This window comes from Curtobacterium sp. VKM Ac-1393 (genome assembly GCF_015350995.1).
In the GTDB taxonomy this organism is placed as follows: Bacteria; Actinomycetota; Actinomycetes; order Actinomycetales; family Microbacteriaceae; genus Curtobacterium.
Window position 1 is genome coordinate 700,722 of record NZ_JADKRW010000001.1, and the last position, 18,456, is coordinate 719,177.

Sequence of the window (18,456 nt, forward strand, 5' to 3'; positions counted from 1 at the left end):
TATGCCTATTCAAGGCCGCCGAGGTCGAGCGCTGCGACCTCGTCCAGGACGGTCTCGACCGCAGCCGGATCGTGCGCGAACCGACCGAGGAACAGCCCGCTGATCCGCCCCTGCCCGCGGGTGAGCAACCCCGGACCTGCGCTGCCCCCGTACAGCACGGTGCTCCCGCGCAGCTCGGGTCGCGTGGCGAGGTGCTGCTCGATCCCCGCGAGCACCGCCACGATGTGGTCGTCCGGCGCCGGCGCGGGCGCACCGATCGCCCACACCGGCTCGTAGGCGACGGTCAGCGCCCCGGCCAGACCGTCCGCGACGGCGGACGAGACGGCACGGTCGAGCTGCGCGGTCACCTCCGCCACGGCTTCCGCTGCACCCGGCCTGGGCCCACGCGAGCCGGTTCCGGCACGCTGCGGAGCTTGCGGAGCGGCGTGACGGCCGAGCTCGTGGGGAGAGGCCCGGGTCGTCTCCCCGACACAGAGGAGCGGGTGCAGGTCGTTGCGGAAGGCCGCGTGCACCTTCGCGGTGACGGTCGCGTCGTCCTCGTGGAACAGGGAGCGTCGTTCGGCGTGCCCGATCTCGACCAGGTCGACCCCGATCTCCCGCAGTTCGGCGCCCGAGACCTCACCGGTGAACGCCCCTTCGTCGGCCCACGACAGGTCCTGCGCGGCCAGGAGCACCCCGGACCCGGCCAGCACGTCACGCACGGTGACGAGCGCCGGGAACGTCGGCGCCACGAACAGCGAGGCCGCTCCCGACCGGGTCGCGGGGTGCCGCCGGGCGATCTCGGCGACGGCCCCCGACCACTGCAGGGTCCGGGCGTGCGAGAAGTACGTCTTCAACGACACCCCGATGGTGATCACGGTGCGAGCGTCTCCACGATGAGCGCGAACGACACCGCACCCGGGTCCGGTGTGCCGACGGCCTGCTCGGCGTGGGTGCGTGCACGGCCCATCTTCGGCACGAGCGACGCGGTGGCGTCGGCGGCCTCGCGGGCGGCGCTGACGGCGTCCGCCCAGGCGTCCGCGAGCGACGCCCCCGCGTCGATCCGGGTGCGGAGCACCTCGTCGAAGGGCACCAGCGCGTCGACCATGGTCTTGTCACCGGTGGTCGCGCCGAACGCGAGGACCGCCTCGGTGGCGGCGTGCACCGCGCTCTGGACCGTGGCGGCCGACGGACGCTCGTCGTCCCCGAGGACGCGACCCAGTGCCTCCAGGCCGGCTCCCCAGATCGCACCGGACGTGCCGCCGGCCTTGTCCGACCAGGCGTCGCCGGCGATCCGCAGGACGGTACCGACACCTGCGCGGGCGGTTACTGCATCCGTGGCCGCTGCCGCTGCGGCGTGCGCGCCGCGCTGCATGCCGATGCCGTGGTCGCCGTCACCGGCGACGGCGTCGATGCGCCCGAGCTCGTCGGCGTGCTCGTCGAGGAGCGCGCGGACGGCGGCGAAGCCGGCCGCGACCCGCTCGCCGACCGCCCGTGAGTCGTCGCTCGCCGCGCCGATGGCGACACCCTCGGCGTCCGCTTCGACGGTGGAGGGGTCGACGCGTTCCTGCGGGACGGCGCCACCCTTGCGGTAGGCGGGGGTGTCCGCGGGCGCTGCCCAGAGTTCCTCGAGTTCGGCGTCGAGCCAGAACAGGGTGAGCGAGACGCCGGCCATGTCGAAGCTCGTGACGAGTTCGCCGACCTCGGGTTCGACGATGACGACCCCTGCGTCGGCGAGCCGCTGCTGCACGGAGCGGTAGACGACGAAGAGCTCCTCGTACTTGACGCTGCCCAGCCCGTTCAGGATCGGGACGACGCGCGCGCCGTTCTCTCCGTCGAGCGTCACCCCGTCGGGCAGTTCGTCGAGCAGACGGGACACCAGCAGCTCGGCCAGGCCGTCCGCGGTGGGCACGTCCGTCTCGTCGATGCCCCGCTCGCCGTGGATGCCCATGCCGATGGCCATCCGCCCCTCGGGCACCGTGAACAGGGGTTCGTCGGCACCGGGCAGGGAGCAGCCGGAGAACGCGACGCCGAACGATCGCGTGCGGTCGTTGGCGCGCTCGGCGACGGCCGTGACCTCGTCGAGGCGACGGCCCTGCTCGGCGGCGGCACCGGCGACCTTGAAGACGCAGAGGTCGCCCGCGATGCCACGCCGTTCCTGCGCGCGGTCCGCCGGCGCACTCACCACGTCGTCGGTGACCCGGACCGTCCGGACCGGGATGCCGTCGGTCTCGAGCGTGCGCGCCGCGGCGTCGAAGTTCAGGACGTCGCCGGCGTAGTTGCCGTAGCTCAGCAGCACCCCGCCGCCGTGCTCGGCGGCCCGGGCGACGCCGGCCACCTGCTGGGCGCTGGGACTGGCGAACAGGTTGCCCATCGCGGCACCGGCTGCCAGGCCGGGCCCGACGAGTCCACCGAACGCCGGGTAGTGGCCGGAGCCGCCACCGATCACGACGGCGACCGTGCCCTCGGGGCTGGTGGTGGCGCGGGCGACGCCGCCGTGCACCTTCCGCACCCAACGTTCGTTCGCGGCGACGAAGCCGTCGGTCGCCTCGTCGGCGAAGTCCGCCGGGTCGTTGAACAGTCTGGTCACGCGTTCGTCTCCTTCGACGTCGTGGTGCGGACATGCGAGGTGTCGAGGAGATCGTCCGCCTTCGACCCCCGGAAGAACTTCGTGCAGAAGATCATCACGGCCGCGACGAACGCCAGGACCCCGAGCGAGACGATCCCGAACGCGCCGCTGTCGGTCGGCACCACCTCGTTGATCGCCGTGCGCATGATCGGGGCGACGAACCCGCCCAGGTTGCCGAGCGAGTTGATCAGGCCGATGCCCGCCGCGGCGGCTGCCCCGGTGAGGAACGCCGTCGGGTACGCCCACGTGATCGGGCCGACGGCCAGGAAGCTCGCGACCGCCAGCGTGATGAACACGATGCCCAGGATCGGCTGCCCGTTCGCGCCGGCCCAGGCCGAGCCGAGGATCGAGAGCCCGGTCGTGATGTAGAACATCGTGCCCCAGCGACGGCGACGACCGACCGAGTCCGCCTTCGAGCCGACCAGGTAGCAGGCCACCAACCCGACGAGCCACGGGATCGCGGTGACCAGGCCGACCTGCCACCCGACGTCCTGCCCGAGCAGCGAGGACACCTGCTGCGGCAGGTAGAACGTCGTGCCGTACACGGCGACCTGCAGGCAGAAGTAGATGATCGTGAAGTACCAGACCCGGCCGCTCGCCATGGCCTTCCAGATGCCGGTCGGACCGTCGGCGCTGCGGGCGGTGTCCTCGCGTGCCATCGCCGCCGTGAGCGACTGCTTCTCGCCCGGCTCGAGCCACTTCGCCTGCTGCGGACTGTTCGTCAGGAACACCAGGGCCGCGATGCCGGCGAGCACCGCCAGGATCCCCTCGCCGAAGAACATGACCTGCCAGCCGTGGAACGGGGTCGCCTGATCGCCGAAGCTCAGCAGTCCGCCGGACAACGGGGCGCCGATCATCTGCGAGAACGGCTGCGCCAGGTAGAAGATTGCGAACATCCGCACACGCACCTTGTTCGGGAACCACTCCGACAGGTACATGATCACACCCGGGAACAGCCCCGCCTCGGTCACACCGAGGATGAAGCGCAGGACGATGAACATCGTGTCGTTCGTCGTGAAGGCGAACAGCGCGGCGACGATGCCCCACGTGACCGCGATGCGGGCGAGCCAGAACCGGGCGCCGAAGCGCTTGAGCAGCAGGTTCGACGGGATCTCGAAGATCGCGTAGCCGATGAAGAAGATGCCGGCGCCGAGGGCGAAAGCCGCGTCCGAGATGCCGCGGTCGACGCTCAGTGCTTCTTCGGCGAAGCCGACGTTGGTGCGGTCGAGGAACGCGACGAAGTACAGGATGACGAGCATCGGCATCAGGTGCGTCGTCGCCTTGCGGATGGCGGACTGCAGGCCGGGGTCGTTCGTCGACCCGAGCGCGGGGGCAGGGGGAAGGGACACGGGTTCGCTCCTTTGCGAGCACGGTGCGGTCGTTCTGGCGTCCGGCGGTCGGTTCGGTCGTCCGGACGGGAGGCACGGATCGCGTCGCGTGGTCGGCGCGCGTTCCGTGGGCGGCTGGCCCTAGTGCATGTACAGGCCGCCGTCGACGTTGAGCGTCTGGCCCGTGACGAACCCGGCGTCCTCGCTGATCAGGTACGCGATGGCCGCAGCGATGTCCCGCGGGGTGCCGATACGCGGCAGCACGCCGTCGGCGGCCATCTCGGCCTTCCGTTCCTCGGTCAGGGTGCCGCCCATGATGTCGGTGTCGATCGGACCGGGGGCGATCGCGTTGACCGTGACGCCGCGCGGGCCGAGCTCGCGCGCCAGGCCACGGGTCAGGCCGATCACGCCGGCCTTCGCCACCGTGTACGGGGTCTTGCTGAAGGTGCCGCCGCCGCGCTGGGCGGAAACCGACGACAGGTTCACGATGCGGCCGTAGCCGTGCTGCACCATCGACTCCGCTGCCCGCAGGCTGGCGAAGTGCACGCCGTCGAGGTTGATCGACAGCACGCGGTGCCACTCCCCCTCGGGCAGGTCGAGGTAGGCGTGCGCGGACGAGACGCCGGCCAGGTTGACGAGGGCGACGACGGGGTCGAGTTCCGCCTCGATCGTGTCGAACGCTGCCCGGACCGCGGTCTCGTCGGCGACGTTCGCGCCGACGCCGACCGCACGGACGCCGTGCTGCTCACGGATCTCGGTGGCGACCTGTTCGCTGGCGGTCTGGTCGAGGTCGATGATGCCGATGTCCCAGCCGGCCTCGGCCAGGTGGTGGGCGGTGGCGCGACCGATGCCGCGCGGTGACGCCGCTCCGGTCAGGACGGCGGTTTGCTGTTCGTTGCGCATCGTCGTGCCGCTCAGTGGATCGGCGCCGGGCCGAGGTCGTCGAGCAGCTTCTGCATCGCGACGTAGGCCTTGTTGCGGTAGGCGACGAGCTCCGGCGTCCGGTCGGCCGGCACCTCGAGGTACCCGGCGCCGGACTTCGTGCCGAGCTCGCCCGCGTCGACGTGCTGCTGCAGCGACGGCGGGGTGGCGAAGCGCTCGGGCCAGCGGGTCTGCAGCGACTCGAAGCAGAACGCGTAGACGTCGAGCCCGGCCATGTCGGCGATCGCGAACGGGCCGAAGAACGGCAGGCGGAACCCGAACGTGGTCCGCACGATGGTGTCGATGTCGTCGGGGGTGGCGATGCCCTCGTCGGCGATCTTCGTCGCTTCCTCGAACAGCGCGTACTGCAGGCGGTTCAGGACGAACCCGGTCGAGTCCTTCACCCGCGCCGACTGCTTGCCGGTCGCGGCGACGACGGTCTCGCCGACCGCGATCGCGTGCTCGTTCGTGGTCGGGTGCGGGATGAGCTCGACGCCGGGGATGAACGGTGCCGGGTTCGAGAAGTGCACGCCGAGGAACCGCTCCGGACCGACAACGGCCTCGGCGAGCGACTCGATCAGGATCGTCGAGGTGTTCGAGCCGATGATCGCGTCGGGGCGGGCGGCTTCGCTGATGCGGCGGAGGGTCGCGTGCTTGATCTCGATCTTCTCGGGGACGGCCTCCTCGATGAAGTCGGCCTCCGCGACCGCTTCCTCGATGGAGGCGGCTGCGCTGAGGTGGGCGTCGACGCGCGCCACGGCGTCCGCGGGGAACAGGCCGTCCGCGACGAACTGCTCGGTCTCCGCGATGAGCCGGGCGCGGTTGGACGCGGCGATCTCGGCCGAGACGTCGGCGATCCGGACGGTGTGGCCGGCGAGGGCGAGGACCTGGGCGATCCCGCCGCCCATGTAGCCGGACCCGACGACGGCGATGTCGAGGGTGCTCATCGGATTGCTCCTTCGGTGCTGGTTGCTGCAGTCGGGGTCGCCGTCGCGTCGAGCTTCGTCGTCGCGAGGACGGATCGGATGTACTGCTGGTTGGTGGCGCAGACACCGAGGCTGTCCCCGCCGTACTGCTCGGTCATGACGATCCCGCGGAACCCGTCGGCGACCGCGTCGCGCAGGACCTGGCGGTAGTTGATGAGGCCCGTCTCCATGGTGCTCGGCGCGCTCGTCGCCCAGCTGCCGTCGCCGGCCTCGTCACGCGTGTAGTTCTTCACGTGCAGGTAGTTCGTGTGCGGCATGGTCTTCGCGAAGAGCTCCCGCCAGTCCTCGATCGGCCGGTGCAGGCGGATCAGGTTCGCGACGTCCGCATTCAGCCCGACGTTGTCGAGCCCGATGTCCTCGACCAGGCGCACGGCGCTGTCGGCGCTGCCGAGGTACGTGTTTTCGTACAGCTCCAGGGCCATCGGCAGCCCGACGCTCGCAGCGTGCTCGCCGAGCTCACGCAGTCGCTTGACCGCGGCGGCCCAGACCTCGGGGTCGTCCGGGTCCTTCGGGCCCTGCGCGGTCCAGAACCACAGCGCGCGCTTCTGGGCCTCGGTGAACGGCTGGTGCAGGCCGGTCGAGAACACCTGCATGCCCCACTCGGCCGCCGCGTCGATGGTGCGGTGGGCGTAGGCGAGGTTGTCCTCCTCGTGCCCGGGCTGGATGACGCTCTTGCGCTGCAAGTGCACGGACGGGATCCCGATGCCGTGCGCCTTCGCAACGGCGAACAGCTCGTCGCGGCGGGAGGCTTCGAGGTCTGCGGGGCGGATGTGGCTGTCGGCGAGCTCGGCGAGCGAGAACCCGGCGGCTGCGATCTGTGCGAACACGTCGTCCCAGACCTCGGCCGGAGCATCGTGGAACGCGGTGCCGTCGCGCGTCACCTGGGCGAATCCGTGCAGACAGGCGGCGATCGGCCAGGTCTTCGACGTCCAGGTGGTGGGGTCCCAATCCTGGTCGACCCAGTCCTGCGGTGTGCTCACGGAATGCTCCTTCGCATGTCGAGGCTCATCGATGAACCTCTTTCCTATAGGAAAGATACTCGCACCTCGACAGAGCGCAACCCCTGCGGGATCAGCTCGTGTGCGAAGCGTCCTCGCGCGACCGGAGCCGGACGGCGTCGATGTGGTGCCGCATCGCCGCGACCGCTTCGGCCGGCCCGACCGCGAGGGCATCGATCACCGCTCGGTGCTCGTGCACGGCGCGGTCGGTGTCGTCCCCGCCACCCTCGACGATCTGCCGCATCCGGTGCACGCGGGTCGTGATGATCTCGGACATCTCCTCGAGGAACGGGTTCCGCGTGGCATCGAAGATCAGCTGGTGGAACTGCCAGTCGCTGCGGAAGAACCGGGCCATGAGTTCTTCCGGTGCCTGCGCAGCACCGACCGCCGCGACCTCGTCTGCGATCGCAGCCTGCTCGTCGAGCGCCGTACCGAGCCGCACCCGCAGGGCGTCGACGTCACCGCGGGCGGCGAGCTCGACGGCGCCGCTCTCCACGATGAGCCGGGCGTCGAACAGGGCCTCGAGCTGGTCGCCGGCCAGGGGTGGGGAGACCCGGTAGCCCTTGTTGGCCTGTCGGGTGACGAGGCCGGTGCGTTCGAGTTGCACCAGGGCTTCGCGCACCGGGGTCGGGGAGACGCCGAGGGTGCGGGCGAGGCCGTCGATCGAAAGCCGCATGCCCGGTTCGGCGTCGTGGCCCATCAGGACCTCGAGCACCCGGTCGTAGACGCGGTCGCGCAGGCCGAGCTGTGCGATGCGCTCCGTCCCGAAGCCGGGCATGGTCGTGGACATGGGTCGATCCTAGAGAATCCACGACTCGGGCTCGTTGGGAGGGCCCCGGGCCGGGCTGCACCATCACGAGCTGTCGCCTTCTTCGACGTCGCCTCGGGCCTTGCGCTCGTGCCGCCCGCGGGCTTGCTCGCTCGCCCCTCCACAGGCGCACCGATATGGCGCTCTTATGTCAATCGCAGCGCGTGAGCGGCTCACTTTCACCAGAAAAGCGATATGTTGGGAATGTCGCTTGCCACCTTGCAGGGACTCAGGGCTGCCAGCGACGTGGCCGCCGTGTAGCGTTTCGCGCCCCTTCACTGGGCACTTTTACGGGACAGACCTTCGGCAATACTTCTCGTCGGATAGCAGACGGCGAGGGGGCCATCTTGGAGGACGGCTGTCGCGCAGCGGTGAACGACCGGCTATCGGACGTGAAATCGAGCACCATTCGGTCCGCTCCCGACGCGATCACGGCGACCTGGTCATCGTCGGTAACCACTCGGCTCGCTACCGCGAACGAGACGGCCCTGCCGCGGAATCCGAACGTGTGCAGACTGCGGAGGCCTGCGGATTCACCAGCGCGGAACGGCTCCCTCCGCTCGTCGTTTCGCAACATCGTCGTGCATCCGGCGACGCAGTCACAGCAATGGCAGCGCCTCACCCGTTCGGCGACCGATCGGCTGTCCGTCCGTGGACAAAGCGCAGGAGGCCGGTGGAAGGCGGCGGCATGGAGCTGTGGTACTCCGATTGACAGTGCGGTTGGCTGCGATCAGCCGAACCCAACAATCCCTCTGGCGCCCTCACCACTCAAGTAGGAGCAACAGCGGGGAGCGGCGGTTCGAGCCACCACTCCCCGTTGTTAACGGTAGCTAAATGTTCGAATTAGACGGAAACGACTCGTCTTCTGTCGTCTGATTTAAGCAGTCGTCAACGGCCTCACCACACGCCTGTGAAGTTCAAAATCACAGTCAGCAGGAAGAACGCAATCACGACTGCTACCACGACCCAAGCACCTCTGGTTAGCGGCTGCCGCGGCTCATTTCGATCGCGCGCACCAAGGGCACGCACCCATCGACCAGTAAGAAGAGCCCCCGCGCCGACCATAAGAACTACTGCAAGAATTATTCCAGGAACGTTACCCACTTACAAGGCCTTTCCAATTTGCCCGATGGCCAACAGGAATGAAAGGTAGCCGGTTCCTCTACCTACGCCTGCTTTTTGATCCTCCGGCACCAGGTCAGTTGCAAGCTGCGCTCCGACACCAAAAGCACAGCCACCGACTGCCTCCGCAGCTAGACCCATAGGAGTGTAGGACGTACCAATTCCCAATCCGATACCCACGCTGGTCAAAGCGCCGGTTGCGCACTGCGTCGCGTAGGTTCCAAAGGACGAAAGCTGTCCCGTCGGGTCCATGCTGTTGAGTGGATCATTACCAGCATACGCGTAGCGATTTGCGTTCGTTGGACTGAGGGGTGCGTCGAGGGTGTCGCGTTCGATCCACGCGCCGGTGACGCTCGATTGCCAGCGGTACCCGAACTTGGTGAGCCCGTTGTCGTTGCTGCTCGAGCGGAGCCCGCTCTTGAACCCGTAGGGGTTCTGCTGCCACTGCGCACTGTCGCCGCCAACCTTCACGGTTTCGACGCCGTACGGGTCGTAGGAGACGGTGTAAGCGGTCTTGCCGGTGTCGGCGATAGCGGCGGCCGGGCTGCCAGTGCCGTCGATGACCCACATGCTCGTGGTGCCGTCGGTGGTCTGCAGGTCCAGCGGCTGTCCCGCGCCCGGGTCGGAGATCACCGACGCGGTTCCGGAGCCGGCGATGGTGCGACTGGCGATCACAGGGACACCGTTGGAGTCGGAAGTGCCATACGTGTAGTCGTACTCGGCTCCTCCGTCGGTGGCCTGCGAGAGCAGCTTGTTCATGTCTCCACCGGCGTACTCGTAGCGGGTGGCGACGCCGTCCTTCGTGGAGGACGTCATCTGTTGCGCACCGTTGTACGTGAACGTCTGACCGGGCGCCTTCACCATGTTGCCGACACCGTCGTACGCGTAACCATCGGTCGTGATCTGCCCGACGGTGTTGTAGGTCAGCGTCTGCGAGCTGGTGACGTCTCCGCCGCGCTTGGCGGTGAGCCGGTTCCCGGCGGCGTCGTACGTGTACGCCCACGTGATGTTTGTCGCACCGCCGGCCTGCGTGGCCTTGGTGAGGCGGCTGTTCGAGTCATACGTGTACGTGGTCGTCTGCTGGGTGATGTTGTCCTTCACCCACTGGATCTTGTCCGTGGCGTTCGCGCTGTTCGTCGCCGAGCAGTCACCCCCGGCGTCGATCCCGGTGATGTAGCAGTACGTCAGGCTCACGACGGGTTTGGACGGGTTGTCAGCGTTCACGGCCCGAACACCGGTGACGTGGTCGGACACCCCGTAGGTGATCGTCTGGTGCGCCTGCCACGACGTCGGGTCCTTTGTCGGGTCCGTGTTCTCGACGGCGCCGAGCCAGGCGTCGGTGCGGCGGCCGTGGTCGTCGTTCTTGTAGACCTGCTTCGCCGTGCCGCCGTTCGCGGTCGGGTAGGTGGTGCGGGTCAGGACGTTGGCGACGTCGTAGTCGTGCGTGACGGTGCCGTGGTCGTCGGTGACCTTGGCCGTGTTGCCGGCGAGGTCGTAACCGTAGGACACGGTGCCGCCGCCGGCGGTGTTCACCGTCGAGGTGAGCCGGTTCCGCTGGTCGTAGGTGTTGGTGATGGTGCCGGTCGCGGACTGCTCGGACACCTGGTTGCCGTTGCCGTCGTAGGTGTTCGTCACCGTTGCGGTGCCGTCATCGAATGCGGTCGTCAGCAGCCGGTCGTCGTTGTCGTACGTGTACGTCGTGACACCGCCGTCACCGTCGGTGTGGTTCTTCACCCGGCCGAAGTCGTCGTAGGAGTACTTCTGCTCCCCGACCGTGTTCGCCGGCGCCGTGATCGCCAGCAGCTGGTCGTGGGTGTCGTACGAATAGGTCGTCTTCCGGTCACGGTCGCTGTCGCCGGGAGCAGTCGCGGACTTCACCGCACCCCACGCGTACGGGTCAGTGCCCTTCTTGTTGTACTCGAGCTCTGCCTTTGCCGCCTCCGGACCGGCGCCGCCCGTGGCGGTCGAGGTCTGGTTACCCGGGCCGTCGTAGCCGTACGACGTGTCGTTGCCCGAACTGTCCGTGACCTTCGACGGCAGGTACGCGGCCGATCCGGAACCGTACGTCGCCGAGTTCTTCGTACCCGCGCCGGACTCCGACTGCGTCAGAGACTGCTCGTTGTTCGCCCCGTAGGTGTTCTTCGACGTCGATGCGCTTGCGCCCGCGCCGACACTCGAGTTCTCGACGCCGTTGTTCGTGGACTTGTAGGAGCGGGACTGTTCCCGCTTCGCGGCGTCGACGACGTTCGTGACGAGGTCGTTCCCGTCGAGGGTGTAGTTGGTGTACTTGGTGTCCGCCACAGCGACCGACTGATCGGACCGCGGGTCGGCAACCAATGTCGTGGTGTCGTCCTTGAAGAAGAACCGCGTCACAGCGGTCCCCGGGGAGCCCGCGGTGGTGTTGCGCTGCTCGACCTTGGTGATCCGGTCAGACGAGTCGTAAGTGAACGCCGTCACGCCACCCTCGGGCGCCGTGATCGAGGTGAGGTCACCGCTGGTGTACCCGAACGTCGTCTTCTTGCCGAGCGCGTCCTTGTACGTGGTGATGTCACCGGTGCTGTTCTTCGTCCACGACACGCTCCGTGTGCTCGAGCCTGAGGTCTGGGAGAACGTCTGCACGCCGTTCGCGTAGGACGAGTTCGCTGTCCGCGCCCCCGTCACACCAGCGGTGGAGACGATGGACTTCAGAGTGAAGCCGGGCTCGTCGGAGTTGAAGCTGATCTGGTTCTTGTTCCGGTCCACGATCGAGGTGGGCTGGCCGGCGAGGTTGAAGTGCGTCGTCGAGTTCGACGTCCACCCCTTCAGCGTGTACTCGTGCGTCGTGCTGTTGTCGATGCGGGTCAGGGTCTGCTGCAGACCGGCCGGGCTGATGAACGCACCCTGCGCCCCCGACGGACGGAACTGCCACGCCGTACCGACAGCGTCCGTGTAGATGACACCGTCGGCATTCGCAGTCAGGTCACCGGCTCCGGCGAGGGCGTACTGCCACCGGTTCGCATCCATCGTGTTGGCGTCACCAATGGTCGTGCTGCGCGAGTTGTACGCGGCACCGATCGTGGTGTTCTGCGTCACACCCGGCAGGCTCATCGCCGTCGTGGTCACCAGCAGATTGCCGGTGCCGACGTCGACGGAGGCATTGGTCTGGTCCGTGATCGGGAACGGCAGCGTCGTCGCCGACGTCCGCTGACCCGTCCGGTTCGTGTTGCCAGGGCCGCCGGGGAGCGAGTTGTACGCACCCTGCAGGTCGATGAGGTAGTTCATCGACGCCGTGCCCATGTTCTTGATCCGGATCTTGCCGTTCGCACCCACCGGCGCGACGACCGTGTTGGTGACCTTCGACGTCGCGTCGGAGCTGATCGCCGACGACTCCGGCTCAGCCGCACCATCGGCCCACATCTTCGCGTACGAGTCGGCACCGCTGTCGTTCACAGCGGTGAACGTCACCGCCACCGCCGACAGGCCGCCCTCGACGGTCGGGGCACCCTGGACACCGCCGACCTGCAGCGTGAACGACGCACCCGAGGCGATGCTGGAGCTGTTACGGGTGTCGATGAGGCGGCCCTGCAGCGGGGTGAAGCCACCACCGGGGTTCGACTTCAGGAAGTAGCCCTGGATGTCAACGACGAGGTCGATCTTCCCGCCACCCTCGGCGGTGTCGATGCTGAACTTCCCATCGGCGTTCAACGCGACCTGCGCGTTCATCGCCGTCGTCTGACCCTCGTTCGAGTTGTAGTTCAACACGCCTGTGCTGCGAGTCTCGCCGGTCGGCGTGGGGCGGACCCAGCCGGCCTTCGCCTCACGGTTGATCACGATGATGTTCACCGCAACCGCCGCAGCGCCAGCCGGAATGCCGTTCGAGCCGGTCGCCTGGATGGTGCGCTGCGACCCAGCAGGAATCTGCCCCTGCGCGGCACCGATGCCGCCACGGGAATCCAGCACCCGGGACGGTGACATCGCGACGAACCCGCCGGCCGAGACGCCGTTCTTCGTCGACGTGTAGTAGCCGGTGATGTCGATGATGACCCTCGACTGCGCCGTCTCGGTCCGCACCTGGATCGTGCCGTCATCCGCGACCGCGAGCAGACCCGTGTTCGACGTGTTCCCACCGACCCCGGAGTTGTAGATCATCAGCAGCGTCGTCGCATCGGAAGCGTCGGCGCGTGCCTGCAACTGCCCCGACCCGGACGGATCGGCGATCGTGACCATCATCGTCACCGCGCCGATCCCCGACGACGGCAACCCAGCCACCCCGGCAACCTTGACGGTGCGGAACACGCCCTTCTCGGTCGCACCACTCAGCACACGAGCGTTGGAGGGCATCGGCACGTACTGACCGCCCGACCCCGTCACCGCCGCCTGCGCCGGTGTCGGCTGCGACACCACCACCAGCAACGAACCCAGCAGAGCGACCAATGTCACCACCGCCAGGACCACTCCACGGACACGACCCGACAACGACGCAGCGAACACGCGAAAAGAACCCCTCAGCACGTCGCACCAACGCACAGCCCCCATGGCTGTGCTGTGCAACTCCACAGCACGTTACGGAGCATCACTCACCACCGCACCCCCACATGTGGGGGTCGAAACGACGAGCGTCGCACCGATGTAGGCGGGGTGGACCAGCACCGCTCAGTACAGCGCCGCGATCCCCCGCACGTCCCCGAGCCCGAGCGTCCGCTGTGCTGTGTCGCACACCGTGGACGACGGCTTCATCACGAGCCCGGACTGCTGCGCCGTGTGCCCGAGCCCGTACGAGTGCCCCCACTCGTGCGTCGCGATGCCGCGCAGGTCGAACCGGTTGCCCGAGCAGGTGGTGGTCGATCCCCACCGGTGGCTCGTCGAGTACCGCTGGTCGGTCTCGAACGCGACCCCGTCCGTGAAGGACCAGATGCACGTCACAGCGAGGGTCTTCGACGGCAGCGTCCCCCACCCGACGACACTCGTGCTGTTCGAGGTGCCGCAGCCCCCGTCAGCGGTGACAGAGGGCTGCTGCTTCGTGGTGCCGAGGTACTCCTGCGCCGCCGCCGACTGGACGGTCTGACCGCACGCCGTGATCGTGCCGGTCCACGCTTCGGCGCCGCGCTGGAACGCCGCGACCTTCGACACCTTCGCCCCGCTCGGGTTGTACCGCCACCGGATGGGCGACTCCCAGTGCGCGCCGGTCAGCGTGTAGGCCTTGCTCCCGCAGCTCGCGGACGTCGTCGTGCCGCCGTGCGAGACGGTCCCGCGGATCGTCGGTCCGAGGGTCCGCCGCTGCTGGGCTGCGCGCTCCTGCCGGACGGCGGCGGGCGATCCGCCCCAGACCACGTCGACCTGCACGGCGATGCCCGCCGCACCACGGTTCGCGATCACGACGTCACCGGGGTCGGTGTCTCCTTCGGCGACCGGGGCAGCGGTGAGCGTGACGCCGGCTGCGGGCACCGCAAAGGTCCGGCCGTCGTCGAGCGCGATCACGCCGGAGTCGACGTGGCATCCGGAGGCGAGATCGTGAACCGAGATGCTGTCGCCGTGGCATCTGGGCGCTCCCGCGATGCTCGGCGCGGCGAACGCCGCCGTCAGGACGAACCCGAGTACGACCGCGGCTGCGGCCTTCGATGACGTGCGCAATGCGCCCTCCTTGATCACACCGCACCCGAACCACGGTGGCGGACGGCTGCATCAGTGTCCGGGGGCCCAGGAGGGCCGACAAGCCCCCAGAACGGCCGCGGTGCGCAGACTGGACCGGGTAGCGTGCCGCCATGCAGTGGGGCGACACCGGACTCGACGACCACCAGATCGCGTTCGTGCTCCGCACGCTCCCCGACGCGGTCTTGGTGGCGGACGACTCGTGGGGCCTGCTCGACACGAGGGTCCTGCACGTCGTCGCCGGCGACCACGCCTGGACCGTGAAGGCCTCGGGCCCGGACAACACCCACTTCCCGCGGGAACTCGAGGCGCACCGGACCGTCACCGACACGCTGCGCGCCGCCGGGGACACCGGCGCGCTCGTGTCCGCGGACGAACAGCACCGGGTCCTCGTCCTCGAACGCGTCCCGGGTCACCTCGCGCTCGGCACCGCGGACGAGCACGCCCCCGAGGTTCACCGGCAGGCCGGCGCACTCCTCCGGCGTCTGCACGACCAGGGCACCCGGCACGACCCGTCGTTCCTGCTGCACGAACAGGCGAAGGCCCTCCGCGCGCTCGATGCCCCGCACCGGATCTCGCCCGACGTCGTCGCCCGGACCCGCGCGGCACTGCGCGCACTCCCGACCGACCACCCAGGCGAGCCCCTGGTCCCGACCCACGGCGACTTCCACCCGCGCAACTGGATCGTGGACGACGGACGGCTCCGCGTCATCGACTTCGGCCGCTTCGGCTGGCGCCCCGCGTCCTTCGACCTCACCCGACTCGCGGTGCTCCACTGGCAGCACGATCCGACCCTCGAAGCAGCGTTCTTCGACGGTTACGGCGACGATCCGCGCAAGCCTGGGGCCTGGCGCTGGCTGCAACTCCGCGAGGCCGTCGGCACTGCGACTTGGGCCTACGCCGTCGGCGACGAGGGCTTCGAGGCGCAGGGCCACGACATGCTCCGGCGCGCCCTCGCGGCCTTCTGACGGTCAGGAACGAGCCCAGCTCACGGCACCCGCACAAACCGCGGCGCCCCGCGATCCCGCAGCCGGAACCCCAGGTGCTGGTACAACCCGATCGCCCCGGTGTTCCCGGCAGCCGCGTGCATGAGCGGTGTCTCACCACGCTCCCGGATCCCGTGCGCGACGGCGAGCACCAACCGCCGCCCGAACCCCTGCCCCCGGTACCCCTCGTCCGTGCACACCGCGCTGATCTCGGTCCACCCCGGCGGGTGCAGGCGCTCCCCCGCCATCGCGACGAGCTGTCCGTTCCGTCGGATGCCGAGGTACGTGCCGAGCTCGATGGTGCGCGGCAGGAACGGCCCCGGCTTCGTCCGCTCCACCAGGGCGGTCATCTCCGGCACGTCGTCCGGCGTCAGCACGACGGCCTCGGGGTCCGGCGCACCCTCGATCGCCTCACCGGTGAGCTGCACGCCGCCGGCGCCCTCGACGAGCTCCCACCCCGACGGCAGGACGGCAGCGGCACCGACGCCGAGCATCCCGCCCGACCCGAGCAGCGCCCGGACGTCGTCCCAGTCCTGCGGCGTGGGCTGCGCGGGGATGCCCGTCCACACCGACACGTCGGTCTGGTACCGCACGACCTCGCCACGGCGCTCGGCGAACCGGGCGTGGTGGCTGTTCAGCGCGGCCATCGCGGGCGCGTCGAGCATCCGCGTCGGGGTGCCGTCGTCGGCGATGGTCAGGTCGAGCGTCCGGAGCGCTTCGCCGCGGGCATCGCCGCCCCGGAACCCGAGGTCCTCGATCCGCCGACGGTCGCCGTCGGCCCACCCGGCGGTGTCCGCGACGACCCCGGGGGCGTAGTGGTTCGTGGCGCGTTGCACGACCAGCTCGACGTCCGCTGCCGAGGCCACGAGGACCTCTCCGGGTCGGGGCAGCGCGGTCGAGGTCGGCGCAGTCGTCGTCATCCCACCATTGTCCGCCCGCACCGAGCGCCGCCACCGCATCGTTGCATCCCGTGACGCCGTGCCGCGCCTCGCACGGTGCGAGGGTGCCCGCGGCCCGTGCGAGGTTCCGTGCCCGGTGCGAGGGCACGTGCACCGCACGGAGTACGGAACCTCGCACCAGACCGAGAACCGCGGGAGCACCAGCGCGAGCAACCAGCACCAGCGCCCCGCCCCGCCTCACGCCAAGCGCGCCGCCACGAACTCCACCATCCGCCGCACCAGCAGCGCCCGCGACGACGCCCGCCGGTACTCGTGCCCCTCACCCGCGAGCTCCAGGTACTCGACGTCGTGCGACCGCTCCCGAAGCGCCGCGACCACCTGGTGCGCCTCGCCGATCGGCACGTTCGTGTCGAGCTCGCCGTGCACGACGAGCAGCGGCGCCGTGACGTCGTCGATCGCCCGCATCGGCGACAGGGCCGCGAGCAGCGCTTCGTCGTCGACGGGGTGCCCGTACTTCGTCGCGGCCGCCGAGGCGATCCACGGTTCGGTGTCCCGGTAGAACGTCGCGAAGTCGCTCATCCCGCACACCGCGACCCCGGCCGCGAACACGTCGGGCGTGAACGCCAACGACGCGAGGGTCGCGTACCCGCCGTACGAGCGGCCCTCGACGGCCACCCGCGATCGGTCGGCGTACCCGTTCGACACCAGGAACCGTGCGCAGTCCACGACGTCGGCGAGCGCGTTCCAGCGCAGGGCCAGGTCGTCGGCGTGCACGAACTCGTGTCCGTACCCGGACGATCCGCGGATGTTCGGGGCGAGGACGGTCACGCCCGCTGCGGCGAGCGCCTGGTGCTGCGGCGAGAACGTGGGTCGCTCCTGCGACTCCGGTCCGCCGTGCAGGTGGACGAGCGCTGCGCGCGGGCCGGGAGGAACGTCCTGCGTCACGCCATCGCCATCCGCCGACGACGCGACCGGCTCCACCGCCCGGTACAGCCACCCGGTCAGCTCGAGTCCGTCACGGGCGGCGAACCGCTCGAGGGTCGGCTCGACCAGCTGCACGTCCGGCAGCGCGGGGACGTCGGTGACCCGGTTCCAGGTGAGCGCGTTCGTGTCGAGGCGCCAGAGTTCTCGCGGTCGGGTCGGTCCCTCGACGGCGAGCAGCACGCTCCGGCCGTCACGGCTGAGCACCGGGTCGGTGACGACGTACCCCGGCAGGTCGGGCACGGGGGTGCGCGAGGCGTCGTGGGTGTTGAGCAGGTCGAGTTCGCTGCGCCCGTCGACGTTCCAGACGAGCAGCAGCGTGCGGCCGGCGTCGTCGGCGTCGAGGTACTCGAGTTCCGCGTCGGCGCGCTCGATGATCCGTCGGGGTGTGCCGCGCCAGCCGTGTGGTCCGACGGGCTGGGCGACGAGTCCGCGGCGGGGCAGTCCGGCCTCGGTCGCGACGTAGGCGACGAGGGGGCTGGTCTCGCTCGCGGGCGAGGGCCGCAGGAACGCGATCTCGGCGGAGCCGTCGGGGTCGTCGGCGAACAGGGCGTGGCTCTCGTCGGTCAGCCGGTCGACCACGACGACGAACTCCTGCCCACGCTGCCCGTCGCTCAGCACGACGAGGCGTTCCTCGACGGACAGGTCGAGGATGTGGATGAGTTCGCCGACGGCCAGGTCGTCGCGGTCGCCGGACACCGGGTCGACCAGGTACGAGCGGGCCGGCTGCTCGGCCTCGGTCGAGGGCAGCGTGATGACGACCCGGTGCCCACTGCGGCTCCACGGGCCGAGTTCGGCGTGTTGGTAGCGCGAACCGGCGATCTGCGCGGCGTCGGTGCCGTCCGGCCGGACCACCCAGACCTGCTGCTTCACACCGCCGTCGGTCGCGATCGCCACGGCGAGCCACTCCCCGTCGGACGACCACGACACCCGGATCACGGGGTCGTCGGACAGCGCGATCCGCACCGGTTCGGGCAGTTCGCCGTCGACGACGACGTCCTGCACGAACACCTCGGGGGTGCCGTGCCGATCGGACACGAACGCCACACGCCGGGCGTTCCGGGTCATGGTCGGGCCCCACGACCCCCAGGCGGCGGCGAGCCGCGCACCCAGGTCGGCCGCGGCCCTGGCGGCGACCGTGGGGCGGACGTCGGCCGACGACGCGACGCTCACCGCGCCTCCAGGCCGGAT

At 69.5% G+C, this 18,456-nt stretch carries 12 protein-coding genes; 1 reads left to right on the plus strand and 11 read right to left on the minus strand.

Annotated features, from left to right (window positions below):
* Positions 1-5: 5 nt before the first annotated feature.
* The 9 genes from ITJ59_RS03355 to ITJ59_RS03395 form a co-directional block, all read right to left on the minus strand.
* Positions 6-857 carry a triose-phosphate isomerase family protein gene (locus ITJ59_RS03355; RefSeq protein WP_194649702.1) on the minus strand — a complete coding sequence of 284 codons (852 nt, stop codon included), beginning with the start codon at positions 855-857 and terminating at the stop codon, positions 6-8.
* Positions 854-2,569: a dihydroxyacetone kinase family protein gene (locus tag ITJ59_RS03360; protein ID WP_194649703.1), complete on the minus strand. Its 1,716-nt coding sequence runs from the start codon at positions 2,567-2,569 to the stop codon at positions 854-856. The genes ITJ59_RS03355 and ITJ59_RS03360 overlap by 4 nt, the downstream gene beginning before the upstream one ends.
* On the minus strand, positions 2,566-3,957 hold the full coding sequence (locus ITJ59_RS03365) for an MFS transporter (protein ID WP_194649704.1): 1,392 nt from the start codon (positions 3,955-3,957) through the stop codon (positions 2,566-2,568). Before ITJ59_RS03365 ends, ITJ59_RS03360 begins: the two co-directional genes overlap by 4 nt.
* Before the next feature lie 120 nt (positions 3,958-4,077).
* Positions 4,078-4,839 (minus strand): SDR family NAD(P)-dependent oxidoreductase, encoded by a 762-nt coding sequence (locus ITJ59_RS03370; protein WP_194649705.1) that lies wholly within the window; start codon positions 4,837-4,839, stop codon positions 4,078-4,080.
* 11 nt (positions 4,840-4,850) lie between these two features.
* On the minus strand, positions 4,851-5,804 hold the full coding sequence (locus ITJ59_RS03375) for a 3-hydroxyacyl-CoA dehydrogenase family protein (RefSeq protein ID WP_131878002.1): 954 nt from the start codon (positions 5,802-5,804) through the stop codon (positions 4,851-4,853).
* Positions 5,801-6,823 (minus strand): sugar phosphate isomerase/epimerase family protein, encoded by a 1,023-nt coding sequence (locus ITJ59_RS03380; RefSeq protein ID WP_194649706.1) that lies wholly within the window; start codon positions 6,821-6,823, stop codon positions 5,801-5,803. Before ITJ59_RS03380 ends, ITJ59_RS03375 begins: the two co-directional genes overlap by 4 nt.
* A 91-nt stretch (positions 6,824-6,914) precedes the next feature.
* A complete protein-coding gene (locus ITJ59_RS03385; RefSeq protein WP_194649707.1) occupies positions 6,915-7,631 on the minus strand; it encodes a GntR family transcriptional regulator in 717 nt (238 codons plus the stop codon).
* A 1,122-nt stretch (positions 7,632-8,753) separates the two neighbouring features.
* Positions 8,754-13,190 (minus strand): RHS repeat-associated core domain-containing protein, encoded by a 4,437-nt coding sequence (locus ITJ59_RS03390; RefSeq protein WP_194649708.1) that lies wholly within the window; start codon positions 13,188-13,190, stop codon positions 8,754-8,756.
* Positions 13,191-13,403: 213 nt separating this feature from the next.
* Positions 13,404-14,381, minus strand: coding sequence for a matrixin family metalloprotease (locus ITJ59_RS03395; RefSeq protein ID WP_194649709.1), 978 nt, complete (start codon positions 14,379-14,381; stop codon positions 13,404-13,406).
* A 131-nt stretch (positions 14,382-14,512) separates the two neighbouring features.
* Between ITJ59_RS03395 and ITJ59_RS03400 the strand changes: the two genes are divergently transcribed.
* Positions 14,513-15,367 carry a phosphotransferase gene (locus ITJ59_RS03400; RefSeq protein WP_194649710.1) on the plus strand — a complete coding sequence of 285 codons (855 nt, stop codon included), beginning with the start codon at positions 14,513-14,515 and terminating at the stop codon, positions 15,365-15,367.
* Between the two features lie 20 nt (positions 15,368-15,387).
* On the opposite strand, the gene ITJ59_RS03405 is transcribed toward ITJ59_RS03400, so the two are convergent.
* Both ITJ59_RS03405 and ITJ59_RS03410 read right to left on the minus strand, forming a co-directional pair.
* Positions 15,388-16,305: a GNAT family N-acetyltransferase gene (locus ITJ59_RS03405; protein ID WP_228510776.1), complete on the minus strand. Its 918-nt coding sequence runs from the start codon at positions 16,303-16,305 to the stop codon at positions 15,388-15,390.
* A gap of 216 nt (positions 16,306-16,521) precedes the next feature.
* Entirely contained in the window at positions 16,522-18,438 is a 1,917-nt protein-coding gene (locus tag ITJ59_RS03410; protein ID WP_323749384.1) for a S9 family peptidase, read from the minus strand.
* Between the last annotated feature and the right edge of the window lie 18 nt (positions 18,439-18,456).